Source organism: Natronolimnobius sp. AArcel1, from assembly GCF_011043775.1.
Lineage (GTDB): Archaea > Halobacteriota > Halobacteria > Halobacteriales > Natrialbaceae > Natronolimnobius.
This window is the reverse complement of record NZ_JAAKXY010000002.1, coordinates 208,169-233,405: the sequence shown is the minus strand read 5'-3', so window position 1 is coordinate 233,405 and position 25,237 is coordinate 208,169. Positions and strand designations below refer to the sequence as shown.

Here is a 25,237-nt window from a genome sequence, read left to right as displayed (position 1 = left end):
ATGAGCAGCCAACAACGCGAAGCCAAAGTCTACGTGAACGGGTCGCTGGTGGGAACACACCCCGATCCACACGAGCTAGCTGAACAGATCCGCGAATCCCGACGTATCGGAGACGTCTCTGATATGGTCAACGTCTCAGTCCGTGACCGGACGCGAGAAGTCATCATCAACGCCGACGCTGGCCGCGCACGTCGCCCACTGCTCGTCGTCGAAAACGGCGAGCCACGAATCACCGACGAGGAGATTCAGGCGCTCAAAGACGGCGACCTCGAGTTCGAGGACTTAGTCGACCACGGCTACATCGAGTTCATCGACGCCGAGGAAGAAGAGGACATCTACGTCGCCGTCGACGAGGACGATCTCAACGACGACCACACCCACCTCGAGATCGACCCACAACTGATCTTCGGGATCGGTGCGGGGATGATTCCGTACCCAGAGCACAACGCCAGTCCGCGTATTACCATGGGGGCAGGGATGGTCAAGCAGTCGCTGGGTCTCCCGAGTGCAAACTACCGTATCCGGCCGGATACGCGCCAGCACCTGCTGCACTACCCGCAGCTGTCGATGGTCAAGACCCAGACGACCGAACAGATCGGCTTCGACGACCGTCCGGCGGCACAGAACTTCGTCGTCGCCGTCATGAGCTACGAAGGGTTCAACATCGAGGACGCGCTGGTCATGAACAAAGCCAGCGTCGAGCGTGCACTCGCTCGCTCGCATTTCTTCCGGACCTACGAGGGCGAGGAACGACGCTACCCCGGTGGACAGGAAGATCGCTTCGAGATTCCGTCCCAGGACGTCCGTGGCGCTCGCGGTGAGGAAGCCTATAATCACTTAGACGAGGATGGTCTCGTCAACCCCGAGACGCGCGTCGACGAAAACTCCGTGCTGCTCGGGAAGACGAGTCCGCCACGATTCCTCGAGGAACCCGACGACATGGGTGGACTCTCGCCACAGAAACGACGCGAGACCTCCGTGACCATGCGCTCGGGCGAATCGGGCGTCGTCGACACCGTCACGCTGATGGAGGGCGAGGACGGCTCGAAGCTCTCAAAGGTCTCCGTGCGTGACGAGCGAATCCCCGAACTCGGGGACAAGTTCGCATCCCGACACGGCCAGAAGGGTGTCGTGGGCCACCTCGCACCACAGGAGGACATGCCGTTCACTGAGGAGGGCGTCGTGCCCGACCTCGTCTTGAACCCACACGCACTGCCATCCCGGATGACCGTCGGCCACATCCTCGAGATGATCGGCGGGAAACTCGGGGCAATGGAAGGCCGCCGTGTTGATGGCACACCGTTCCTCGGCGAGGACGAAGACGAACTCCGCGACGGACTCGAGGACAACGGGTTCAACTCTGCGGGCAAGGAGACGATGTACTCCGGTGTGACTGGTGAGAAAATTGAGGCCGAAATTTTCGTCGGCGTCATTTTCTACCAGAAGCTGTACCACATGGTCTCGAACAAACTGCACGCCCGTTCGCGCGGGCCGGTGCAGGTGCTGACCCGCCAGCCGACGGAAGGACGTGCCCGTGAGGGTGGGCTGCGTATCGGTGAGATGGAACGGGACGTGTTCATCGGTCACGGTGCGGCCATGACGCTGAAAGAGCGACTGCTCGATGAGTCCGACCGCGAGTACATCCACATCTGTGCACAGTGTGGGATGAGCGCAGTCGAGAACGTCGAACAACGTCGCGTCTACTGTCCGAACTGTGACGAGGAGACGGACATCCACGAAATCGAGATGAGCTACGCGTTCAAGCTCCTGTTAGATGAGATGAAGGCTCTGGGTATCGCGCCGCGACTGGAACTCGAAGACGCTGTCTAAACCGCACATGCAAAACAGTACACCAAAAGAAATCGGATCGATCAACTTCGGGCTGATGGAGCCCGAAGAGTATCGGGAGATGAGCGCGACGAAGATCATCACCGCCGACACCTACGACGACGACGGCTTCCCCATCGACATGGGGCTGATGGACCCTCGTCTCGGCGTCATCGACCCCGGCCTCGAGTGTAAGACCTGCGGGCAACACTCCGGGTCGTGTAACGGTCACTTCGGCCACATCGAACTGGCTGCGCCGGTCATCCACGTCGGCTTTACGAAGCTCATCCGCCGACTGCTTCGGGGCACCTGTCGAGAGTGCTCGAGTCTCCTACTGACGGAGGACGAACGCGAGGAGTTCCGCGACGATATCACGGAATCGCGTAAACTCGGTCGTGACCTGAACGACGTCACGAAAGCGGCGATTCGACAGGCCCGAAAGAAGGATCGGTGTCCACACTGTGGCGAAGTTCAGTACGACATCGACCACGAGAAGCCAACGACCTACTACGAGGTCCAGCAGGTCCTGACGAGCGAGTTCTCCCAGCGCATCGCCGGTGCGATGCAGGGTGACGAGGAAGAAGGCATCGAGCGGACGACGCCGGATGAACTCGCCGAAGAAACCGAGATCGAACTCACTCGCGTCAACGAGATTCTCTCGGGCTCGTTCCGCCCGCGTGAGAGTCAGCGCAAGGCCATCGAGAAGGCGCTCGATATCGACCTGACCGAGGAGGACACGAACAAGCTGATGCCCTCCGATATCCGGGACTGGTTCGAGAACATCCCGGACGAGGATATCGAAGTGCTCGGCATCGATTCGGACCGCTCCCGGCCCGAATGGATGATCCTCACTGTCCTGCCGGTGCCGCCGGTTACCGCACGGCCATCGATTACGCTCGACAACGGCCAGCGCTCCGAGGACGACCTCACGCACAAACTGGTCGACATTATCCGGATCAACCAGCGGTTCATGGAGAACCGTGAGGCCGGTGCGCCACAGCTGATCATCGAGGACCTTTGGGAACTGCTGCAGTACCACGTCACCACCTTCATGGACAACGAGATTTCGGGTACGCCGCCAGCGCGACACCGTTCCGGCCGCCCACTCAAGACGCTCTCCCAGCGTCTTAAAGGGAAGGAAGGCCGCTTCCGTGGCTCGCTGTCCGGAAAGCGTGTCAACTTCTCCGCACGTACCGTCATCTCGCCGGACCCAACCCTCTCGCTGAACGAGGTCGGCGTCCCGGACCGCGTCGCAAAGGAGATGACCCAGACGATGAACGTCACCGAGCGCAATCTCGAGGATGCCCAGCGGTTCGTCTCGAACGGCCCCGAGGGCCACCCTGGCGCGAACTACGTCCGCCGGCCAGACGGTCGTCGCCTGAAAGTAACCGAGAAGAACTGCGAAGCACTCGCAGAGAAAGTCCAGCCCGGCTGGGAAGTCAACCGCCATCTCATCGACGGCGACATCATCATCTTCAACCGCCAGCCGTCGCTGCACCGGATGTCGATCATGGCCCACGAGGTCGTGGTCATGCCGTACAAGACGTTCCGTCTGAACACGGTTGTCTGTCCGCCGTACAACGCCGACTTCGACGGCGACGAGATGAACATGCACGCCCTCCAGAACGAGGAGGCCCGTGCCGAGGCTCGCGTCCTCATGCGCGTCCAGGAGCAGATTCTCTCGCCACGCTTCGGTGAGAACATCATCGGCGCAATTCAGGACCACATCAGCGGGACGTATCTGCTGACCCACGACAACCCACGATTCAACGAGACGCAGGCACTCGACCTCCTGCGTGCCACCCGGATCGACGAGTTGCCGGAACCGAGCGGTATCGACGACGAAGACGAACCGTTCTGGACCGGCCGCGACGTCTTCTCCGAACTGCTGCCCGACGACCTCGACCTCGAGTTCACGGGTACGGTCGGCGACGACGTCATCATTGAAGATGGCCAGCTCATCGAGGGGACCATCGCCGAGGACGAAGTCGGCGAGTTCGGCGGGGAAATCGTCGACACGATCACGAAGGTTTACGGCAACACCCGCTCGCGGATCTTCATCAACGAGATTTCGACGCTTGCGATGCGTGCGATCATGCACTTCGGGTTCTCGATCGGGATCGACGACGAAACGATTCCGGAGGAAGCCAGCCAGCGCATCGACGAAACCATCGAAGACGCAAACGACCGCGTCGAAGAGCTGATCGAGGCCTACGACGCAGGCGACCTCGAGTCCCTGCCAGGCCGAACGATCGACGAAACGCTCGAAATGAAGATCATGCAGACGCTCTCGCGTGCGCGTGACAATGCGGGTAACATTGCAGACGAGCACTTTACCGAGGACAACCCGGCCGTCGTCATGGCCTCCTCGGGTGCGCGTGGGTCGATGCTGAATCTGACCCAGATGGCTGGCTGTGTTGGCCAGCAGGCAGTTCGAGGCGAACGGATCAACCGCGGCTACGAGAACCGAACGCTTAGCCACTATCAGGAGAACGACCTGTCGGCAGAGGCACACGGCTTCGTCGAGAACTCCTATACGAGCGGTCTGACTCCGCGGGAATTCTTCTTCCACGCGATGGGTGGCCGCGAGGGACTTGTCGATACGGCAGTCCGTACCTCGAAGTCGGGCTACCTGCAGCGCCGGCTCATTAACGCACTCTCGGAACTCGAGACGCAGTACGACGGGACGGTCCGAGACACTTCGGACACCATCGTCCAGTTCGAGTTCGGTGAGGACGGCACCTCGCCAGTCAAAGTCTCCTCGGGTGATGAGAACACCATCGACGTCGCAAACATTGCAGACCGCGTCCTCGACGAGGAGTTCGACTCCGAGCGCGACCGCGAGGAGTTCCTCGGACGGAAAGACCGAACGACGAACCTCTCCGAGCACGCCGATGATCGTCTGACTGTCGACAGCCCGGAGGTGACCTCCGATGACTAACGTCGAGTACGCCGTGAGCGATGATATGATCGCCGTCGTCGAGGACACCGACCTGCCACGACGACTCAAAGACAACGTCTACGCGGAACTCGAGAGCCGTGATGGGGCAACCGTCGAAGACGCAGACGACCTCGCAAAGGCCGTCGAACTTCGCTATCTCGACACCCGTGTCGACCCGCTCGACCCCGTCGGGACCGTCTCGGCCCAATCGATCGGTGAGCCCGGAACGCAGCTGACAATGAACACGTTCCACTACGCGGGTGTCGCAGAGATCGACGTGACTCAAGGGCTGCCCCGACTCATTGAGCTGGTCGATGCCCGAAAGACGCCTGATACGCCGATGATGACCGTCCATCTCGAGGACGAGTACGCCACCGAGCGCGAGAAGGCCCACGAGGTCGTCTGGAACATCGAGGCGACGAAAATCCTTGCACTCGGTGATGTCTCGACGAACGTCGCCGATATGCGCGTCCAGATCTCGCTCAACCGCGACACACTCGAGGAGCGCATGATCACGCCCGAGGAAGTCGCCGAGATCATCGAGGACAATCTCGCGGTCAGTACGGTCCAAAACGGCACCGAAATTCAGTTCGGCCCCGAGGAGCCGTCCTACCGCGACCTGCTCCAACTCGTCGAAGAACTGCGTGACATCACCTTCAAGGGTATCGAGGAGGTTTCCCGTGTCGTTATTCGCCGCGAAGAGATGGACGACGGAAGCGAAGAGTTCGTCCTCTACACCGAGGGATCGGCCTTCGGCGATGCCCTCGAGATCGAAGGCGTTGATGCCTCCCGGACGACGTGTAACAACATCCACGAAATCCACCGTAATCTCGGTATCGAGGCTGCCCGTGAAGCCATCATCGAGGAGACGAACAACACGCTCGCCGAGCAGGGTCTCGACGACGTGAACGTTCGGCACCTGATGCTCGTCGCAGATATGATGAGCAACCGCGGCGAGATCGAGTCGATTGGTCGCCACGGCATCTCGGGTTCGAAAGATTCCGTGCTCGCTCGTGCAGCGTTCGAGGTGACGGTCAACCACCTGCTCAATGCCGCGATTCACGGTGAAATCGACAGCCTGCAGGGCGTCACCGAGAACGTCATCGTCGGTAAGCCAATCAAGCTTGGAACCGGTGACGTCGACCTCCGGATGGGCTCGACGACACGTGGCGGCAGTCAGGCCGACTAATCGATGGGTGTTACCCTCGACGACGAGGCCCGACAGTATCTCGCCGCGTTCGAAGACGCCACCGGCGTCTCCGGCACCGACTGTATCGTCCAGTCAACGGTCACCGAGACCGATACAGACACCGACGATACTGAACCTGAGGCCGAGCAGAACGCGATGACGACGGCCTCGGAAACGGACGACCAACTAATCGTCGTCGTCTCGAGCGGCGACATGGGCGAGGCAATCGGACCAGGTGGGCGGACGGTCACGCGCTTCGAGGATCGCGTCGGCGTGCCGGTTCGGCTTGTCGAGGACGCTGCCGACCCGGAGACGTTCGTCGCAAACACGCTCGCGCCCGCGGCTGTCTACAACGTCACAATCAGCGAAAACGACGATACCGTCGCCTACGTCGAAGTCGCAGATGAAGACCGCGGTGTTGCGATCGGTTCAAACGGCCGGACGATCGAGGCCGCACGACGGCTCGCAAAGCGCCATTTCGGCGTCGACGACGTGCAATTGATCTGATTGGCACTGCTCCCGGTTGCAGTCTTCTGTCCGGCTCTGTTGTCTCCGATAGCAGTCGCTCCCCACACCACGTTTTCAGAATCCAGAATGACGTTGCTCGCTCTACTGGTCGCACACTCCGTGAAACGCCCGCAGATTCAGCGAGCGGTACCCCTCGAGCGCTCTCGAGGCGTAACTCCAATTCGAAACGGGTCGCTTAAGTGGCTTCGACGGATAGCGACCCCTATGGCAAACGGCAAATACGCCGCGCGCAAGCTCAAGAAGGACCGCCAGGACCAGCGGTGGTCCGACTCGGACTATGCGCGCCGAGCCCGTGGACTTCGCGAGAAGTCCGACCCGCTCGAGGGAGCGCCCCAGGGTCGAGGTATCGTTCTCGAAAAGGTCGGCATCGAAGCAAAGCAGCCGAACTCGGCAATCCGAAAGTGTGTTCGAGTACAGCTGATCAAGAACGGAAAGCAGGTCACCGCGTTCTGTCCCGGTGACGGTGCAATTTCGTTCATCGACGAGCACGACGAGGTCACCATCGCTGGTATCGGTGGTGCAAAGGGTCGTGCAATGGGTGACCTGTCGGGTGTCAACTACAAGGTTGACAAGGTCAACGGCGTCGCGATCAAAGAACTCGTTCGCGGAAACGCAGAGAAACCGGTGCGATAATCATGGCTGCAGAAGACCAACCCGACCCAGACGCCCCAGCCGGCGGCGCAGACGTTTCGGCACAACTCTTTGGCGAGTGGGAAATCGGCGAAATCGAGTACGCCGACCCATCGACTGAGCGCTACATCACCGTGACGCCCGTCGCGCACACGGCCGGTCGCCACGCCAACAAGCAGTTCAAGAAGTCCCAGATCTCCATCGTCGAGCGGTTCATCAACCGCCTCATGCAGACAGAAGAGAACACGGGCAAGAAACAGCAGACGCTCAGCTTCGTCCGCGAGGCATTCGAGCTGATCCACGAGCGCACCGAGGAGAACCCAATTCAGGTTCTCGTCACCGCCGTCGAGAACTCGGCCCCGCGTGAGGAGACCGTCCGCCTGAAATACGGTGGTATCTCGGTCCCGAAAGCCGTCGACGTCGCCCCACAGCGACGTGTCGACCAGGCTCTCAAGTTCATCGCCGAAGGTGTCTACAACGACTCGTTCAAGACGCCAACGTCCGTCCCTGAGGCTATTGCCTCCCAGCTGACCGGCGCAGCCAACTACGACGTTCAGACGTACGCCGTCAGCCAGAAAGAAGAAAAAGAGCGCGTCGCGGCAGCCGCACGCTAACGCTCGAGTCGATTTTCTCTCATCTGTTTTCGAGTCCCCGGTAGTGGCGACTGTTGTGTCGCTGACTTGTAGGGCCGCGTCGTTGCCTGATTAGCAATCGCTGCGTAGACTGCGTTCTCGACACTCACTGTGTGCTGTACGCGAGAGGCCGCTCGTGAGACACTCGAGGCACTCTTTGCGTTGCCGTTCGGGATAACTGACATCAAACTCGAGCGAGACCTGCTCGAGAACTTGTACGCTGCTGCGGTCGGTCAGTGAGCACCGCCAACGGTGGGGTACTTCTCGACACCACCCCTTCGAGTCCCCCCGCCACCGCATCCGCTGACACACTGACACAGATAAATCGCACCACGGCGTCCATCTACCTACATTTAATACCCCGCGGTAACCGATACTAACAGAGACGTGGTGTTGGAATCGACACAGCAGGTACTCGTCGTCCATCGCGAGCAACCGCTCTCCGCCATCGACCCTGAGGCCCTCTCTCTTCCAGTTGCTATCGATCAGGTTTCGTTCGATATTTCGATCCTCGAGCAACTCGCGGACTGCTACGATCTGCTCGTTCTTGATTGGTACCTCGAGTCTCCAGACGCGTGTGGCGTCCTCGATGCGTTTCGCCAGGTCGCACCCGACAGTTGGGTGCTCGCCCTTGCCACCGAGGTCCCCGATGATGATCCAGTTGACCGCGGCGTCGACGAAGTCCTCGTCGAGCCGCTTTCGCCCGCAACCCTCGAAACGACCCTCGAGCGCTTGCTCCTCCAGTGTGCCTACGAGCGAACGATGAGTGATCTATTCCGTCTGTCGACCGAACGTGCTGTCCTCGAGACCGAACTCGAGTCGAACGTAGACGTTGCAGAGCGCTATCAGTCAGTGAGTCAAGAGTTACAGGATTGTCGTGAGCGCGCAGCATCGATCCGAGCGGAACTGTCCGGCGACTCATTCGACCAAACGCTCCGGCAGTTGTTCAGTGAGTAAGCTACTCGAGGACCGAGTTGATCTTGCAGCGTGGCATGTGAATCACCCACACAGAAGTGACAACCATACTTGACAATTTATCGTTATATATAATATTACTGCGAAAACCTATGATATATTAAGATAGATTAATTTTAGATCGGGCACATTTTGCAGTTGTACCATGCAAGACATGACTGAGTACCTCACGAAACACCCACGAATGATTGGCGTGCTGTTTACAATTATGGTTTTGTTGTCACAGGCAGGGACCGCAGCAGCGAGTGCTTCTGCCTATTACGGACCGTGAATTATCGGTCATCCACCGCTATCGCATCACTCCAATACAACTGATTTTCAAATAGAATTGGAAATCTACCTACATTAAAAAACTCTTGTAGTTGCGACAGATCGGTTGGAAACCAACCAGTTTTTGATGGAATTGTATAATAATTTTCGATAGAATCGATATCAGGTGTGAATACGCCTCCATTTGATGACCTCACTTCGCCGTATGCAACAATATTGAATTCATACCCATCTTGCTCCTTCCTAACTAAGCAAATATCTGGCATTGCTGTTTCTGATTGTGCGATTGTTGCCCTACCATCGCCAGCGATTAGATACTGTTGTCCGATAATGTTCTCAACTCTTGCGAGGTCAAGTGCCGCGTATAGAGGGAATCCGCCATTTAGCAATTGGGCAATGATACTTCCCATCTTCACTGCACCACTATTGACAACATCTCCTAGGGTTACAATTCCGCCAATACCCCCTGCCTCAATGAGATGGAGGCCTTGGTCGTGGGATTGACACGCATTCAGTAAAAACGCCTCCACACCCACTGTATCCATAGTTGATGCATCAAATTTCCCATCTGAACACTGGAATCCTTCCGCATCGATGTGTCCAATATAGTGAAAAAAGTCACTCTCAGTAGCAAGTGTGTTCTCGAGTTCGGTTGTTGTGAGGTCGTAATGAACGGACACATTAAACGGTAGTCGGTTGTGTGTTCCATAGAACCCATTTACCGACTCAAGCTCGTCCTGCATCTCTGCGTCATTACAGACAACTTCTATTTCAATTGGATCTGGACGTGGCGTTCGGCCAATCCGATTGTAGTATGCCGAAATTGGCGTCGTACTATTGATGTTTGTTCCGTGTATACTCTGCCAGACTTGCGTAATCGTTGGTTGTGGCGGATGTTCGGTACTGTTTGAATCAGCTATGGGTGTTTCTTGATTGCCACGGACCGGACTCGCACTCCGGACAAAATCAGCCCGAGTAAATGTATCAATTGCCTCAACCGTCTCTTTGGCTGGCTCTGGTGTCTCTGTCCCATCGTCAATACTGATTATCGCAAGTTCGTCCGCTAAAAATGGGAGAAATTCAATGGTTTCATCAACTGGGTTGACCTGTGCCTCGAGTCGCCAATCGGGATAGTACTCTTCGATAGTGGCTGAATCAACCTCGAGATAAACCTGAACCTGCTCATGGAGTGGGCGACTATACATCTCCTCGAGATCAAATTCGAGAAGTGGTTCGATTGCTTTACGTCTGTACAACGGAAGTGGCGTCGGTCCTTCAGTTCGAACGACGCAATCGAGAACGAAAATGTGTTTCAATACGCGTTTGACAGTGTTCTCAAAGCCGTCCGGTCCACAGAGCGAGTACGTATACCCAGACTTAGTCACGATCTGTGGTTCGGAACCAGATCGGATGGCTGCACCCAAATAATACGAAAGTGGTGTGACGACAAATATGTCCCGTAATTCCGGTGGTACAACAATCTCGATACCTGTCTCTAATTCTGTAAGCGTGTCTGGAATTACAAGTTGGTTGCCGACCTCGAGTTTCGGAGGGTGACCACGGAGCGTCGGATATGACCGTTCTGCAGAGGTTGTCTTTAACGCAGAACTAAATGCCGAGACTGCCTCCATCACATCGGTTGGCTCAGCCGTTGTCGTAATCGTGTCTGCTGGTCGTCGATGAAATGATCGTGCACCAATCAGGCACTGTGTCTCTCCATCGAATGAAATATGCGTTTGTTCATCCTCTGAATAAATATAGACGGAACTAGTGATGTGTGCATAGACTTTGAGTGAGCCAGAGATGTCGAGATTGTAGGTTTCGTGAGGAAAATACGCGTGATCGTCTGATTGGACTTCTGCCTTCATCAGCCCCTCTTCGTTGCGAACGAGAACGCGATTCATTGTTGGAAGGACGATCTCGCGCGTTACGATTTGAGCCGCCGTTCCAACAGGAAACGGAATCCCATGTTCCTCAACCGGTTCCGGCGACACCGCTCGAGGCGTCTGCAGTTGATAGCGCCGTCGCTCGATGGGGTCGATAATCTCGAGTCCGGCAGAGGTCGCTTCAAATGTTGGTTTCATCTGATGGTGAGAGATGGCGAGGAACGGCCCGGTCGCAGTAGGTATTCGAGCCGAGTTAGAGACGGGGCGTTACGATTCTTGTGGATTGCGTGTGATCCAGTGGCTGTGGTGAGTGTCATCGCAAGCGGAGTCCGTTACCCGCCATCGTTCCTCGTATCCCTCGGGATGCGCTCGGACCTCGAGCACGATATCGAACAGTGAGGAAAAGACTGAGACAACGGTGGCATCGCGCTCGACCGGCAGGTGACAGTGGACCATTCCGTCGGCGGCGGTCGCTCGCCCGGTCGTAAGATGTAAGAACGTAAAGACGGTTTCCCGGTCGGTGGCCTCGAGCAGCGGAAGGAGTGAGTCGATGCCGACGCGGAGTTCGGCAGGCTCGAGGCCGCCTGCGTCAGTGTCGAAGTATTCGATTGCACTCGAGATGGCGATGCCGAGGTCGGCGAGGGTGTCGACGGTGACGCGTGATGGGGCGACGGTCGAGGAGTTGGCGGTTGCCGTCGTCGAGCCGGCTGGTTCGGATGCGTTGGGTGCGTCGGGTCCGTCGGGTGCGGACGGCGTTGCTGGGCTGTCGGATCCGGTGTTGTCTGCGGTCGACGGTGGCTGGGAGGCGACACTGCCGCGTGCGGGGGCATCGTAGGTGATGTGTCGGTACGTGGCGGTCGTCGAGTCGGCCTCGAGTGAGGGCCAGACCGGGCGGCCGGTAGTTGAGACGGCGATACGCCGGCGTGGCGTGTCGGCGTCGGATTCGTCTCCGAAGAGGCGACGACAGATGTCTCGGCGGTGGGCGGGCTGGAGCGAGCCGACGACGAGGACGCTCGCGCCGTCATGTTTCAACTGGCGCAGTTCCGTCGTGAACGTCCCCTCGCTCGCCGTACCGCTACTGTCTGGACCCGAGAACATCAGTTGTATGATCGGAAATTATGTCGTAATAAACATTAAACGTTCGGGTCTGTTTCACGACAGAGACGGACACGGTCTCCGGTCTCGATTTGCCGGTACACCCGCGCCCTATCCTGCGATTACGCCGGACGTGGCTTACAGCGGACCGTCTGCTGGCTGTGAACAGGGTTTACAGCCGAGAGCGTCGTCAGTCGGCAGCGACGCCATTGCCGCCGACGTACGAGCGCGTTGCGTCGACGAGGACCTGCCGGTAGCTACTCGAGTCGGGTTCGCGCGCGAGTTCGCGGAAGCGGCGTTTGAACCCCTCAAAATCGACGGCGGGCGCGTCGAGCGCGGCCGCGTGTGCGAGGTCGTAGAGACGATGGTCGTCCTCGAGAAGGTCGTGGCGTTCGGCGAGTGCAAGCGCGAACGCGGCGTTGACGGCGGTAATCTCTGGGTCGGCGCTTGCGGAGAGACGCTCGAGGCTCGGGCGGGAAGCCGGATCTGGTCGATCCGCGAGGGCGGTTGCAAGACTCGACTCGAGATATGAGAGGAGTTTTTCGCCGGGGCCGACAGCGAGCGTGATGTCGTCGGCGTAGATGTCTTTCATGTGGTTGGCGATCTGGTAGCAGTGAGAGAGTTTGCGCCGTTCGACGCTCTTGCCCGCGAGTGCGAGATACAGCACCTCTTCGGTGGATTGGGTGTGAGAGGGATGTTCTTGCTCGTAGCGAGCCATGTGTGCGAACTCGTGGAGGGCGAGTTCGCGGGCCATCGCGCTCGAGGCGGCCTGTTGTGAGATGTTGAGGACGTGGCGGTCGTCGTAGTGGCCAGCCCAGGTTCGTTCGTCTGGGTCATCGCGCAGGCGCACGTAGACCGGGAGGGAAAGGTCGTGTTCTGTTTCGAAGAGATCTCGAGCGCTGAGAAATGGCGTCGTTGGCCCGGGACCCTGCACGCGGATATCCATGGGTAGTCCTACCAGGGGTTGGGGCTGTATGTCTTTTTCGCCGGATTGCATCATACGAGGGAGTGACAACTCGAGTGAGTCTGGGCCAATAGTTGGCTCTGTTCTATGCGTGGTGTTGTCTCACGCAAACTGGAAATTCCAGCGCCTGAACCGGATTCTGTGTCAGTTTCGGCGGCGACGAAACACTACCCTTTTGACCCCGCTACCGGTAACAGGGTGTATATGGGCCGACGCAAGAAGATCGTCCAAGAGTGTGAACGGTTGATGGACGAACCGGAGAACATCCGGAACATCGCCATCGCCGCTCACGTTGACCACGGGAAAACGACGCTTTCTGACAACCTCCTCGCGGGTGCAGGCATGATCTCCGATGAGACTGCCGGCGAACAGCTCGCGATGGACACGGAAGAAGACGAGCAGGAACGTGGGATCACCATCGACGCAGCAAACGTTTCGATGACCCACGAGTACGAAGACACCAACCACCTGATCAACCTGATCGACACGCCGGGCCACGTCGACTTCGGTGGCGACGTGACGCGTGCGATGCGTGCCGTCGACGGTGCGCTCGTTGTTGTCGACGCTGTTGAGGGTGCCATGCCACAGACCGAAACGGTCCTGCGCCAGGCACTCCGCGAGGGCGTCAAGCCGACCCTGTTCATCAACAAGGTCGACCGCCTTATTTCGGAACTCCAGGAAGGTCCCGAGGAGATGCAACAGCGTCTCGTCTCGGTCATCGGCGACGTCAACGAACTCATCCGCGGCATGACCGAGGACATGGACGACGTCGAAGATTGGACGGTCTCCGTCGAAGACGGAACCGTCGGCTTTGGCTCTGCACTCTATAAGTGGGGCGTCTCGATGCCGTCGATGCAGGCCACCGGCATGGACTTCGGCGAGATTATGGAACTCGAGCGCGCGGACAAGCGCCAGGAACTCCACGACCGCACGCCGCTGTCGGATGTTGTGCTCGACATGGTCTGTGAGCACTTCCCGAACCCAGTCGACGCACAGCCACGTCGTATCCCACGTGTCTGGCGTGGTGACGATGAGTCCGAACTCGCAGACACGATGCGTCTCGTCGACGAAGACGGCGAGGTCGTCTTCATGGTCACTGACATCGGAATGGACCCACACGCCGGCGAAATCGCCTCCGGTCGTGTCTTCTCGGGCTCCCTCGAGAAGGGCCAGGAGCTGTACGTCTCCGGGACCGCGGGCAAGAACCGCGTCCAGTCTGTCGGGATTTACATGGGTGGCGAGCGCGAGGAAGTCGAAGAGGTTCCCGCGGGGAACATCGCGGCCGTCACCGGTCTGCGCGATGCAATCGCCGGCTCGACCGTCTCCTCCGTCGAGATGACGCCGTTCGAGTCCATCGAGCACATCTCGGAGCCTGTTATTACGAAGTCCGTCGAGGCACAGAACATGGACGACCTGCCAAAGCTCATCGAGACGCTGCGCCAGGTCTCCAAAGAAGACCCAACGATCCAGATTACCATTAACGAGGATACTGGCGAGCACCTGATCTCCGGACAGGGTGAGCTTCACCTCGAGGTCATCACCCAGCGTATCGAGAAGAATCAGGGCATTCCGGTCAACACTGGTGAGCCGATCGTTGTCTACCGCGAGCAGCCCCAGGAAGCCAGCCCGGAAGTCGAGGGAATTTCCCCGAACCGCCACAACCGCTTCTACATCACGATCGAGCCGATGACGAAGGACCTCGTCGAGACTATCCAGCTCGGCGAAGCCTCGATGGACATGCCAGAGCAGGAACGCCGTGAGGCCCTGCAAGAGTCCGGCATGGACAAGGACACGTCCCAGAACGTCGAGCACATCCACGGGACGAACATCCTCATCGACGACACGAAGGGTATCCAGCACCTGAACGAGACGATGGAGCTGGTGATCGAGGGATTCGAGGACGCACTGGACAACGGCCCACTCGCAAACGAGCCAGTCCAGGGGACGCTCATCCGCCTGCACGACGCCCGACTCCACGAGGACACCATCCACCGTGGTCCGGCACAGGTTATCCCCGCCACGCGTGAGGCGCTTCACAACGCCCTGATCGAGGGTCGCATTAAGATGCTCGAGCCGATGCAGGACGTCCGTATCGACGTGCCAAACGACCACATGGGTGCCGCCTCCGGCGAGATCCAGGGACGTCGTGGCCGCGTCGACGACATGTACCAGGAGGGTGACCTCATGGTTGTCGAGGGTATCGCACCCGTCGACGAACTGATTGGCTTCGCAAGCGACATTCGCTCTGCGACCGAGGGCCGTGCCTCCTGGAATACGGAGAACGCCGGCTTCGAGGTCATGTCCGACTCGCTCCAGCGTGAGAAGATCATGGAGATCCGCGAGCGCAAAGGCATGAAGCTCGAGCTGCCAGAGCGCATCCAGTACATCTAAGCGTCGACCACCTCGAGCCGTCGACGAATCGCTTTTCTCTTTCGACTGAACTCACCGCTGAGCGGTTGCTATTTGAGCGAGCCGAACGAGTGCTGTTGCTCAAAACTACTATACTGGTGCGACAATACGCCGCCGAGTCGAAAATGGCTGGTGAATCAGGTCAGCCATCGACGATACGTTCACGTGTATTGCAAGCCCCGGCGCGTGGCCTGCAGGTTGACTGATTCCACTGTGACACATAATGCTATCCGAAGGAAACCCGACTATCAGTACACACAGTATCTCATCTTCAAGAGACCATCTGTAAGAGCTAACACTCACGGACTCGAGAGAGTGTTTTACTCGAGTATGAGTCGAGTCGTCTCTGACGATGCGTCCGAGCAAAACGGTGGTCGTTCTCGAGAACAGACAGTCTACAAAACCTGTCAGGTAGCTATTCGCGTTCGCCTGCACCCAGTGCCGCTTCGCCGACTTTCTCGTGGCCCTCGATGACCTCTTGGTCGCCCATGTAGGGTTGGAGGGCTTCGGGGATGGTGACGGTGCCATCTTCGTTCTGGTAGTACTCGAGGATGGCGACCATCACGCGCGGGATCGCAAGCCCCGATGCGTTCAGGGTGTGCAGATACTCTGCGGATTCGTGGCGCTCCGGACGGTAGCGCAGGCCGGCACGCCGCGCCTGGAAGTCCTCAAAGTTCGACGCCGAGGAGACCTCGAGCCAGCGCCCGCCTTCGTCGGGACCGTCGTCCATGTCGTCGCCGGGGGCCCAGACCTCGATATCGTAGGTTTTGGCCGACGCAAAGGTCAGGTCGCCGGTACAGAGTTCGAGAATGCGGTAGGGAAGGCCGAGTTCCTGCAGGACGACTTCGGCTTCCTCGAGCAGGCTCTCGAGTCGGTCGTAGCTTTCGTCGGGTTCGACGAAATTCACCAACTCGACTTTGTTGAACTGGTGGACGCGGACGATGCCCCGTGTTTCGGTGCCGTGTTCGCCGGCCTCGCGCCGGAAGTTTGGCGTGTAGGCTTGATGCTTGAGTGGGAGGTCGTCTGTGAGGAGAATCTCGTTGGCGTACATGTTGGTGACGGGCACCTCTGCCGTCGGGCAGAGCCAGAGGTCCTCGTCGTCGAACTCCTCGTCGTTGCTGCCACCGAGGCGGTAGGCGTCGTCAGCGAACTTAGGGAACTGGCCCGTCCCTCGCATCGAGGCACTTTTGACGGGCACTGGCGGGAAGACATCAACGTAGTCCTGCTCACGGTGAATATCCATCATGAACTGGATGAGGGCGTGCTCGAGTCGTGCGCCGTCGCCTTTGAGGAAGTAGTAGCCGGAGCCGGTGGTCTTGGCGGCGCGTTCTTCGTCGATAATGTCCATCTCCTCGCCGAGTTCGTAGTGTGGCGTTACGTCGTTGGGCACGTCACGCAGGTCGTCGAAGCCCCAGCGTCGGTCCTCGACGTTGTGGCGCTCATCTACGCCGAGTGGGACGCTCTCGTGAGGGATCTGTGGGACCTCGAGCATGCGGTCTTGGAGTTCGTCCTGAAGCTCGGCGGCTTCGTCTTCGATTTCTTCGATCTCGTCTTTCAGGTCGCGCGATTGGGCGATTGCTTCGTCTTTTTCCTCTTGTTTGCCTTCGGCGACGAGTGTGCCGATTTGTTTGGTGACTTCGTTACGCTCGTGGCGCAGTTCGTCGCCACGGGCTTTCAACTCGCGCCAGCGTTCGTCGATCTCGAGAAGATCATCGAGGTCGACGTCGGCACCCCGATTGTCCAGTGCGTCGCGTACCTCGTCGGCATTTTCGCGTACGTAGGTCCGATCAAGCATTGCCCGAGGCTTCAGTACGGCCGTCCAAAACCGTATCGGAAGGTGACTGCGAGTGAAAGCACGGGGCAGTGGCAGGAAATGTTTTTTCGTGTCGGGGAAAGTGTGGTTCGTATGGACCCGCTCGAGGGCGAAGCACCGTCGGAACCGATCAGGTACGAGCCCGTTAACGTCAAAGACGTGCTCGTCGAGATGAAAGATACGGCAGAGTTGTTGATTGACCTGTCGTACTCTGCTGTGTTGCACTCGAGCGAGGAGATTGCTCGCGAGGTGCTTCGTCTCGAGGGGCGCATGGACGAACTCGAGATGCGCGCGCGGATGGGCCTGATGATGGCGACGCGCAGTCCGGACGACGCCGAGCAACTCGCTCCGGTCCTCGGAATCGTTACAGCTGCTGATGATATCAGCGACGCGGCCGGGGATATTGCGAAAGTCGTTCTCGAGGATATCGGTCTCCCCGAAGCGATGCGTGCAGCGCTGCCAGAAGCCGTCGAGACGCTCGTCCGCGGGGTCGTCGTGGGTGATTCGGAATACGTCGACCAAACGCTTGCGGAGATTGACCTCGAGTCAGAAACTGGCGTGCGCGTTATCGCCTTGCGGCGTGGCGATGAGTGGCTGTTAAACCCCGGTCCGGAGACGGCGATTCGGACGGACGACGTGGCATTGCTTCGCGGTCCGGACGTCTCGATCAGCGAGGTCTACGAGACGCTGACCGGTGATCCCTACGAGGCCCCCTCCGTCGAGACACCGGATATCGAGGACCTCGAGCGCGCGGTCGATACGATCGTCCATATGAAGAATCTCTCGGAACTGGCGGTCGACCTCGCCTACAGCGCAGTTCTGTTCGACAGCGAGCCACTGGCTGAAGAAGTTCGCAATCTCGAGGTCGAAGTGGACGCCCTCGAGTCGCGTTTTGAGGCGTGGACCTTGCGAGCGGCGGCGGATGCGCCCGACCCGGTCGTGCTCCGTGGACTAATCCACCTGGGCAGTGCAACGGAGGTCATCAGCGATGCGGCAATCGACATTAGCGAGGGTGTCCTGCGCGAAATCGATGTTCACCCAGTCGTTCAGATGGCAGTCGAGGAAAGTGACGAAATCATCACGCGCGTCGCAATCGAACCGGACAGCGATCTCGATGGCGCTGCGATTGTTGGCGGCGTTCCGGATACGGAGACGACGATGTCGGTGATCGCAATTCGACGTCCTGAGGAGGGTTGGTTACTCGTCGGCGATGCCAATGCCGAGATCCGACGTGGTGACGTGTTGATCGCCAAGGGAACACGAACGGCTGCGACCGCGTTTGCCGACCTTTCGGAAGCGTAGTCCGTCAGACGTAGCGTTCCTGTGTTCTTCTCGTTGGTTACTCGAGCAAAGCGAGCAACGTCCCAACGAGTTCGAGGTAGCCAACCGTTGCAAGGGCAACGATGATGACGGCGAGCGAAAGCGGGACGAGCATCCGCACGCGAGCACCAACGTGTGCGCTCACGGGGACGTGTTCTCGAGTGCCGATACGGATACTGTGGCGAAGTTGCACGAGCGTCAGTGCCATCGAAACGGCGATAGTCAGTGTTGCGGTCATCGGTGTGCCTGCCATACGTGCCATGGCCGGTGGGGGGTTCCGGTGGAGTGAGTCGCAAGCCAATTCCGAATGCGTACCATATCACGACGGCCACGCCATTGTACTTGAAACTCAGTCAGACGCCCGACAGACGCGGCGCTGACGCTCTCACAACGTGACCTCACAGACGTCGAATCTCTCGATCTCAGAAATTGAGGACAGCTGCAGAGACGCCGATGAAGATGACCATCCCGAAGACGTCGACGACGTTGGTGACGATTGGGATCGTCGTGTCGTCGGGGTCGATCCCCAAGCGGTAGGAGCCATAGGTGGCTGCGAAACTGAAGATGATCGCGATTACGGCGACAGACATCCCGCTGACGAGCGAGATGAGCAGCAACTCGCCAAACGCGATCGGGGTATCGAACAGCACGACGCCGAGTGTGTACGCGCCGACAGCGAGTGCGGTGAAGATCGTTGCCGCGAGCGCCAGGATGGCGACGACGTTCGCCCACAGCACCCGATCCGTCGGATCGAGTTCCGTGGTCCCGAGGTGGAAGCGAGTCGAGAGCCGGGAACTCAAAATCGCACCCAGATTCCCGCCCATGTCGACCATCGTCGGCACCATGACGGCGAGAATCGCGAACTCCTCTAACATCTCTTCGGCGTCCTCGAGCGTGATGCCGGCCCAGAGGACGATAATCGAGAGGACGACCAGCAGTGGGAACATATTGCCGACGATTGACTTCCAGTTCCACGTCCCGAGCGAACCCTGTGGGACGACCATTAGACGAGCACCTCCACGAAGCCAATCGAGAACAGCATGAACAGCATGCCGAAGATGTCACCGAGTGTCGTCACGATAGGGCCAACGAGATTGTCCGGATCGTAGCCGCGCTTGTAGCCCGCGAAAATCAGGACGAGCAGCCCAAAGATGAGGATCACCGAGGTGAGCAGCCCTGCGATGAGCATGATCCCGACGAGTTCATACAGCGCAGCGACTTCCCAGCCGATTGCGAGCAGTGCAATCCAGGTGAGGACGCCGATGACAATCGAGATCCCGATCCCGTTGATAAACGATGCTACCACGGCATTGACCAGTCGTTCGTCCCGCTGAAATCGCGGTTCGATCAACCCCTGGTGCAGCCCACTCGAGATCCGACCACCGAGTGCGCCATAGACGTTGCCCCGGGTAGCAAGGAAAACGGGCACCATTACGAGTAAGCCCGGAAACCGTTCGACGCTCTCGAGAATGCTCTCGAGGACGAGTCCAGCGAACAGTCCGCCCCCGAGTGCGATCACTAGCACTGGGAGTGCCTCACGATAGATCGACCACACGTCGCCCCGAACGCTCATACCAGTGAATCACTCAGTTGCCTGTTAAACGTATGGGTCGTGTCCACCGATATCGGCGTCGTCGTCTTTCGGTTTCATTGTGCACTCACCATGATTCAATTTGACATGGTTATCTCACCCATGGCAATTAAATTCGTTGTTAGTACCAAAGGGGAAGTATTTTTAGAAGGGGCTAAACATTGCGCTGTGTATGCTGAATACTAACCACAGCAGTCCACTACGTACCGATACCACCATCAACGACGCACGCGATCGATTGCCGACGCTCGAGGAAGTAGTGCTCGATCTTCTCGAGGGCGAGTTTGCCGGCGTCATTCGCTCACACAGCCGGGGTGAGGTGTATGGGGGCTGCTAGCGACCGCGACCTCGAGTTTCACGCGGATCGCGTTGGCGAGGTGACTGACGACGAGTACGTTGCGGTCACGCAAGATACGTTCGTTGAGATGGCGATCGACGAGTTCCGTCGGTTCGAACCGCTCGACGACGAAACAACTGTTTATTACCTGTACGTCACCGATAACGCCGGCCGACTCGTCGGTGTCATGTCTCTCCGGGAATTGCTCAACGCGCCGGAGGACGATGTCGTCGAGGATCACATGATAACCGACCTCGTCACGATCAACGCAGATGCCGACCCCGAGTTGGCGGCCAACGAAATGGCTGATCGGGATTTCCCGGCACTGCCGGTCGTTGACGACGACGGCTACCTCGTCGGTGTGCTTCGAACCGACGACATGATCGACGTTGTCGAGGAAGAAGCCACCGAAGACATACTCAAGAGCGCCGGCTTTTCGTTTGCTGATGTCGAGGAATCTCGCAGTTCGGCAATCCTCGAGTCCTCGATTCCGCGCATTCTCAGACTCAGGCTTCCGTGGCTGATCGTCGCCCTCGCGGGCGGGTTACTTGCCGGTGGCGTCATCGACTTCCACGAGGAAACGCTCGAGGGCGTCGTCGCGCTCGCCTTTTTCGTGCCAGTGATCATGGACATGGGCGGCAACGTCGGGACGCAGGCGTCGACGATTTTCGTCCGTGGATTGGCGCTTGGCCAGATTGACGACCGAAACGCGATGAAGTACTTCGCACGCGAAGGACTCATTGGCTTGCTGATCGGTCTCATCATCGGTTCGATTGGTGCCGGTGCCGCCTACGTCTGGCAGATGAACGAGCCATTTGCGACCGAACTCGCAATCGTCGTCTTCGTCGGCCTCGTCGCCGTCTGTGTCGTCGCGTCGGTCGTCGGCTACGTTATCCCGTGGGTGATGAACAAACTCGGCTTCGACCCTGCTGCGGCGTCCGATCCACTGATTACGACCGTCAAAGACGTGACGGCGCTGTTGATCTACTTCGGACTCGCATCCGTGTTGCTGGGCGAGTTGCTGTAGCAACAGGCCGAACGCAGTGATCCTTTTTTGCTGTCGAACACGATGGTAGCTCTATGTCCAATTCCGTTCTCGTTCCAGTCGACGGCTCGCCGGCCGCAGAACACGCCCTCGAGTACGCCCGAGAGCAGTTCCCAGACGTGACGCTGACGCTACTGTACGTGATGAATCCAATGGTCGATTACAGCCGCCGGCAGTCCTATCCGGGCTACACGGGCGATGACGAGTTCTCGAACGAGCGCGACCGCGGTGAGGCCATCCTCGAGGCAACCGCAGAGTCGATACCAGACGGCGTGACCGTCGAGACGGCACTCGAGGCAGGCGATCCGGCGCGGACGATTGTTTCGTATGCGGACGACCACGACTGTTCACAGATCGTGATCGGTAGCCACGGCCGCGACGGACTCGCGCGATTCCTGCTTGGTAGTGTTGCAGAGACGGTCGTGCGTCGGTCGGCCGTTCCGGTCACAGTGGTTAGGCCCGAGGCATGATCAGCCGACAAGCGCGAGCAGTCCCCACGCGAGGGTAATCCCGACGAGCGAGAGACCCAAATTACCGGCTGCGTTTACAACAGCGAGCCGCCGATCACCGCGCTCCCAGAGTTGCACCGTTTCGACGGAAAACGATGAAAACGTCGTAAACGCACCACAGGCACCGATCCCAACTAACTGAATCGTCGACTCGCCCGCACCAGCGAAAATCGCGAGCGCGAAGACGAAACTGCCGATCACGTTCACCGCGAGCGTCGGCCACGGGAACCGCTCACTCGAGACCTGCAGATAGACCAGATGGCGCAAGACGGCCCCAATTGCGCCCCCGATTCCGACGAGGTGGGCTGGCTCGAGTTCGAATCCGATGAAGAGAGTCGCGGCCGACTCGAGGAGACCACTCATGCAGTCTCACCGCCTGTCGGGTGTGGTCCCGTGGTGAGCCATCGAACAACTGTTCGACTCGCGAGAACGCCGGTAAAGCCGAGTCCGTAGTTGCCGGCGACGATGCCGACGAGCAACAGCGGCTCGGCGGGGCCGGCGTCGATTGCAGTCTGGATTGCAAACGTGCTGTAGGTCGTCAGCGAGGAGAGAACGCCGGTCGTAAAGACGAGCCGCGATTTTCGCGAGAGGATGTCGACATACTCGGCTTCGTAGGCGAACAGGCCGAGTGTGAAACTGCCGACGACGTTGACGAGCAAGACAGCCTGTATATCCGAGAGCGCGCCGAGTGCGAGAAACCGGAGGTTCGCCCCGACGAAGCCGCCGATAGCGATCAGTGCAAGCGTCTCGAGTCGGACGAGTGGATGGGATGGGGATGCTGCCATGGGTTGGAGGCAGGGACCGTCAGCCGCCCTCGAGGGGTGTCGGTCGCCGAGAGCGGCAGTTGAGTCAGGCGGGCCCCATCGCCCGTAAGTCTGCTCGAGCGTTCTCAGAGTGGACATATGAGAATTTCGGAAGGAGGGACGAACTGCGTGGACGACTCACACACGACGGCCGGAGGGAAAGATCCAAGTTTAGACTGGGTCTAAACCAGGTATGGCCGACTCGGCGACCGGCAGACGCGGGTTTGTTCGCGCTTCATGGGCGAATGTCCTCGGGAATACGGTCAAGATTATCGTCGAAGGGGCGGCGGGGTTGGCCTTCGGCAGCGTAGCCCTGCTCGCAGACGCGGCGCACTCGATTGCGGATCTGGTCGCAAGCGTTGTCGTCCTCGTCTGGGGTCGCAGTTCCTTCGACGAACCGGATGATACACACCCCCACGGGCACGACCGGATCGAACCCCTCACGGCGCTGTTTGTCGGGAGTGTTATTGCTGTCCTCGGACTGATCCTGCTCGTTGAATCCCTGCAGGGACTCGTCGAACTCGATCCACCTGACGCGACGCCGCTTTTGCTCGGCGCACTGGCGTTCGCGATAGTCGATATGTATCTCGTTTACCGATACACAGAGTACGTCAACGCCGATATCGGGTCAACTGCCCTCTCCGCGCTCGCGGCGGACTGTCTCAACGACATCTACACCTCGATCGCCGCCACCGTCGGCGTCCTCGGCGTCCTGCTGAACGTGCCGATACTTGACCCCATTGCCGGCGGGCTCGTCAGTCTGCTCGTCATCTATCAGGGCATCAAAATCGGCCGCGAGAACGTTACCTACCTCGTCGGCGCTGCGGCGAGCTCCGAGAAGCGCACGGAGATCACCCGAACCCTGCGCGATCACCCTGCTGTCGAGGGTGTTCACGATCTGACGGTCTTCTACGATGGCACCGTCCTCGAGGTGGAAGTCCACGTCGAAGTCGATGGCAACATGCCGTTTCGTCAGGCTCACGATATCGAATCCGACCTTGTCGATCAATTGCGAGCGATCGAGGATGTCGGTGACGCACACGTCCATCTCGATCCCTCGGGTATCGGCGAGTGGAAAGAGCGGCCTGATGACTAACGACAATTCTGCTAAACGACTGTCCATGAGCCGTCGCTACTGAAGTGAGGCTGTCGAGACGACGGATGAAGGAGACTCGCGGGTCGGTCCGTGGTGTCGATTTCGACTGCAATCTCGCTGTTCGCGCGCGTTTTCTGAGGAGTGCTGTCCCGTCGGTCCTATTTCCCGCTCGTTCGTGTCCTGGCGGCGCTGTGAGGAGGCTCGAGGCAGCGTAATCGCAAAGACACTCCCCTCGGGTCCGGTTTCGACGAGATCGACAGCGCCGCCGTATCTGGTCACCAGAATGCGAACGAGATAGAGACCAAGGCCGTGATTACTTGACTTTCGGTCGAACAGTGTTGCTCGCTCGTCTTGTGGGATGCCCGGTCCATCATCAGCAATGGTGACAGTGACTGTTTCGGACGTTGTCTCGACGGTGAGTTCGACGTGCGGGCACTCGTTGTCGTTGTGTTCGATCGCGTTCTCGAGGACGTTCATGAAGATGCGTTTGAGCCCGTCGTTGCCGTCGACGGTGATTGAGGCAGGAATCGTCGTGTCGATGTCGACGGTGTACTCTGTCTGGACCATCGTCACTGTCTCGACAAGCAATGTTGAGAGATCGACGACGGCTGGCTGGTTCGTCCGTGCGTTCGCATCGAGCATCACGCGAACGTCATCGATCACAGCCTGCAGGGACTCGGTCTCGCTGTCGATCGTTTCAAGGCGGCGCTTTCGGCTCGGTGTCGGTGGCTCTTCGAGTAACAGCGATGCGTGTCCGCCGATGATCTGCGCACTGTTTAAGACCTCATGTCGGAGCAGGTCGTTCAGATACGCAAGCACCTGTCGTTCCTCGGCCAGTTGATCGGCCCGCACCGCTGCGGCCGTTGCGTCGACTTCGCGCTGGACGGCGCGTGCTTCGACGTAGCCAACGGCAAAGCCGCCGATAGCGCCTGCAGTGACCGCAAAGTGTGTCCAGGCAATTGCGACGACGGGATCGTGCCAGGGGAAAATGAGCATCGTCGGGAGCGCAACAGCAAGTAAGCCGACTGCCCCGCCAAGACACCAGGCGACCGGGCGGACGTAGCGATCGGACGCGATATCGCTTTGCTCGAGGCGGTAGCCACTCCAAGCGAGTCCGAGCGTCGGCATCCCAACGGTTCCAAGCGTTAACAGAAGCGCCGGCACGTCTGCCGGTGAGAGAAAGCGAAGCCACCAGCCGATCAGCGCCAGCCCCGAAAGGAGACTGAACCCGATTACGATTCGGGGCGAGTGGGCCTGTGTTCGAAGCCAGTGGCGTATCTTGCGTTTCATGCGAACGTTGATCACACAGCGACTGTTCTAATCTACAACTGGAGTGGGGGACTAAAAATCTTCATGGGTTGCTATCGACAGTATTCT

Annotated in this window: 24 protein-coding genes and 1 riboswitch; of the genes, 14 read left to right on the top strand and 10 right to left on the bottom strand. The window is 58.9% G+C overall.

Annotated features, from left to right (window positions below):
- The 8 genes from rpoB (at position 1) to G6M89_RS05215 (ending at position 8,704) form a co-directional block, all read left to right on the top strand.
- Complete coding sequence (gene rpoB / locus G6M89_RS05245) at positions 1–1,830, top strand: DNA-directed RNA polymerase subunit B (protein ID WP_165160749.1); 1,830 nt, start codon at positions 1–3, stop codon at positions 1,828–1,830.
- A 7-nt stretch (positions 1,831–1,837) separates the two neighbouring features.
- Entirely contained in the window at positions 1,838–4,768 is a 2,931-nt protein-coding gene (locus G6M89_RS05240) for a DNA-directed RNA polymerase subunit A' (RefSeq protein ID WP_165160748.1), read from the top strand.
- Positions 4,761–5,957, top strand: a complete 1,197-nt coding sequence (gene rpoA2 / locus G6M89_RS05235; protein ID WP_165160747.1) for a DNA-directed RNA polymerase subunit A'' — start codon at positions 4,761–4,763, stop codon at positions 5,955–5,957. The genes G6M89_RS05240 and rpoA2 overlap by 8 nt, the downstream gene beginning before the upstream one ends.
- 3 nt (positions 5,958–5,960) lie before the next feature.
- Positions 5,961–6,464 carry a NusA-like transcription termination signal-binding factor gene (locus tag G6M89_RS05230; protein ID WP_165160746.1) on the top strand — a complete coding sequence of 168 codons (504 nt, stop codon included), beginning with the start codon at positions 5,961–5,963 and terminating at the stop codon, positions 6,462–6,464.
- A gap of 225 nt (positions 6,465–6,689) precedes the next feature.
- A complete protein-coding gene (locus tag G6M89_RS05225) occupies positions 6,690–7,118 on the top strand; it encodes a 30S ribosomal protein S12 (RefSeq protein WP_165160745.1) in 429 nt (142 codons plus the stop codon).
- A gap of 2 nt (positions 7,119–7,120) precedes the next feature.
- Complete coding sequence (locus G6M89_RS05220; RefSeq protein ID WP_165160744.1) at positions 7,121–7,729, top strand: 30S ribosomal protein S7; 609 nt, start codon at positions 7,121–7,123, stop codon at positions 7,727–7,729.
- Between the two features lie 129 nt (positions 7,730–7,858).
- Positions 7,859–7,987 (top strand): hypothetical protein, encoded by a 129-nt coding sequence (locus G6M89_RS22545; RefSeq protein ID WP_255488109.1) that lies wholly within the window; start codon positions 7,859–7,861, stop codon positions 7,985–7,987.
- A gap of 147 nt (positions 7,988–8,134) precedes the next feature.
- Positions 8,135–8,704, top strand: coding sequence for a HalX domain-containing protein (locus tag G6M89_RS05215; RefSeq protein WP_165160743.1), 570 nt, complete (start codon positions 8,135–8,137; stop codon positions 8,702–8,704).
- Positions 8,705–8,994: 290 nt separating this feature from the next.
- On the opposite strand, the gene G6M89_RS05210 is transcribed toward G6M89_RS05215, so the two are convergent.
- From G6M89_RS05210 to G6M89_RS05200, 3 genes are all read right to left on the bottom strand, one after another.
- Entirely contained in the window at positions 8,995–11,076 is a 2,082-nt protein-coding gene (locus G6M89_RS05210) for a hypothetical protein (protein WP_165160742.1), read from the bottom strand.
- Between the two features lie 69 nt (positions 11,077–11,145).
- Entirely contained in the window at positions 11,146–11,976 is an 831-nt protein-coding gene (locus tag G6M89_RS05205; protein ID WP_165160741.1) for a hypothetical protein, read from the bottom strand.
- A 187-nt stretch (positions 11,977–12,163) separates the two neighbouring features.
- Positions 12,164–12,919, bottom strand: coding sequence for a DUF5781 family protein (locus G6M89_RS05200; protein WP_165160740.1), 756 nt, complete (start codon positions 12,917–12,919; stop codon positions 12,164–12,166).
- A gap of 222 nt (positions 12,920–13,141) precedes the next feature.
- Between G6M89_RS05200 and G6M89_RS05195 the strand changes: the two genes are divergently transcribed.
- On the top strand, positions 13,142–15,328 hold the full coding sequence (locus G6M89_RS05195; RefSeq protein WP_165160739.1) for an elongation factor EF-2: 2,187 nt from the start codon (positions 13,142–13,144) through the stop codon (positions 15,326–15,328).
- A gap of 433 nt (positions 15,329–15,761) precedes the next feature.
- Here the strand turns inward: G6M89_RS05195 and serS are convergent, their stop codons facing one another.
- Positions 15,762–17,141 carry a serine--tRNA ligase gene (gene serS / locus G6M89_RS05190; protein WP_165160738.1) on the bottom strand — a complete coding sequence of 460 codons (1,380 nt, stop codon included), beginning with the start codon at positions 17,139–17,141 and terminating at the stop codon, positions 15,762–15,764.
- A 111-nt stretch (positions 17,142–17,252) separates the two neighbouring features.
- Here serS and G6M89_RS05185 point away from each other — a divergent pair, with 111 nt between their 5' ends.
- Positions 17,253–18,461, top strand: coding sequence for a potassium channel family protein (locus tag G6M89_RS05185; protein WP_165160737.1), 1,209 nt, complete (start codon positions 17,253–17,255; stop codon positions 18,459–18,461).
- A 37-nt stretch (positions 18,462–18,498) separates the two neighbouring features.
- Here the strand turns inward: G6M89_RS05185 and G6M89_RS05180 are convergent, their stop codons facing one another.
- From G6M89_RS05180 to G6M89_RS05170, 3 genes are all read right to left on the bottom strand, one after another.
- Positions 18,499–18,717, bottom strand: a complete 219-nt coding sequence (locus G6M89_RS05180) for a hypothetical protein (protein WP_165160531.1) — start codon at positions 18,715–18,717, stop codon at positions 18,499–18,501.
- Between the two features lie 184 nt (positions 18,718–18,901).
- Positions 18,902–19,483 carry a magnesium transporter gene (locus G6M89_RS05175; protein ID WP_165160736.1) on the bottom strand — a complete coding sequence of 194 codons (582 nt, stop codon included), beginning with the start codon at positions 19,481–19,483 and terminating at the stop codon, positions 18,902–18,904.
- Complete coding sequence (locus G6M89_RS05170) at positions 19,483–20,052, bottom strand: magnesium transporter (protein ID WP_165160735.1); 570 nt, start codon at positions 20,050–20,052, stop codon at positions 19,483–19,485. The genes G6M89_RS05175 and G6M89_RS05170 overlap by 1 nt, the downstream gene beginning before the upstream one ends.
- Positions 20,053–20,242: 190 nt before the next feature.
- Between G6M89_RS05170 and G6M89_RS05165 the strand changes: the two genes are divergently transcribed.
- From G6M89_RS05165 to G6M89_RS05155, 3 genes are read left to right on the top strand one after another with little or no spacing between them, the layout of a single operon-like run.
- Complete coding sequence (locus G6M89_RS05165) at positions 20,243–20,407, top strand: hypothetical protein (RefSeq protein WP_165160734.1); 165 nt, start codon at positions 20,243–20,245, stop codon at positions 20,405–20,407.
- On the top strand, positions 20,394–21,434 hold the full coding sequence (mgtE, locus tag G6M89_RS05160; protein ID WP_165160733.1) for a magnesium transporter: 1,041 nt from the start codon (positions 20,394–20,396) through the stop codon (positions 21,432–21,434). The genes G6M89_RS05165 and mgtE overlap by 14 nt, the downstream gene beginning before the upstream one ends.
- 53 nt (positions 21,435–21,487) lie before the next feature.
- Positions 21,488–21,922, top strand: coding sequence for a universal stress protein (locus G6M89_RS05155; RefSeq protein ID WP_165160732.1), 435 nt, complete (start codon positions 21,488–21,490; stop codon positions 21,920–21,922).
- Here G6M89_RS05155 and G6M89_RS05150 read toward each other — a convergent pair whose 3' ends face one another.
- The gene (locus G6M89_RS05150) at positions 21,923–22,324 is read right to left on the bottom strand and encodes a CrcB family protein (protein WP_165160731.1); all 402 of its coding nucleotides are present in this window, start codon (positions 22,322–22,324) and stop codon (positions 21,923–21,925) included. It abuts the gene before it with no gap.
- The gene (locus tag G6M89_RS05145) at positions 22,321–22,746 is read right to left on the bottom strand and encodes a CrcB family protein (protein ID WP_165161302.1); all 426 of its coding nucleotides are present in this window, start codon (positions 22,744–22,746) and stop codon (positions 22,321–22,323) included. The genes G6M89_RS05150 and G6M89_RS05145 overlap by 4 nt, the downstream gene beginning before the upstream one ends.
- 3 nt (positions 22,747–22,749) lie before the next feature.
- A riboswitch (Fluoride riboswitch) is annotated at positions 22,750–22,838 on the bottom strand.
- 119 nt (positions 22,839–22,957) lie between these two features.
- Here G6M89_RS05145 and G6M89_RS05140 point away from each other — a divergent pair.
- Positions 22,958–23,860 (top strand): cation diffusion facilitator family transporter, encoded by a 903-nt coding sequence (locus G6M89_RS05140; RefSeq protein WP_165160730.1) that lies wholly within the window; start codon positions 22,958–22,960, stop codon positions 23,858–23,860.
- 36 nt (positions 23,861–23,896) lie between these two features.
- Here G6M89_RS05140 and G6M89_RS05135 read toward each other — a convergent pair whose 3' ends face one another.
- On the bottom strand, positions 23,897–25,150 hold the full coding sequence (locus tag G6M89_RS05135; protein ID WP_165160729.1) for a HAMP domain-containing sensor histidine kinase: 1,254 nt from the start codon (positions 25,148–25,150) through the stop codon (positions 23,897–23,899).
- Positions 25,151–25,237: the final 87 nt, after the last annotated feature.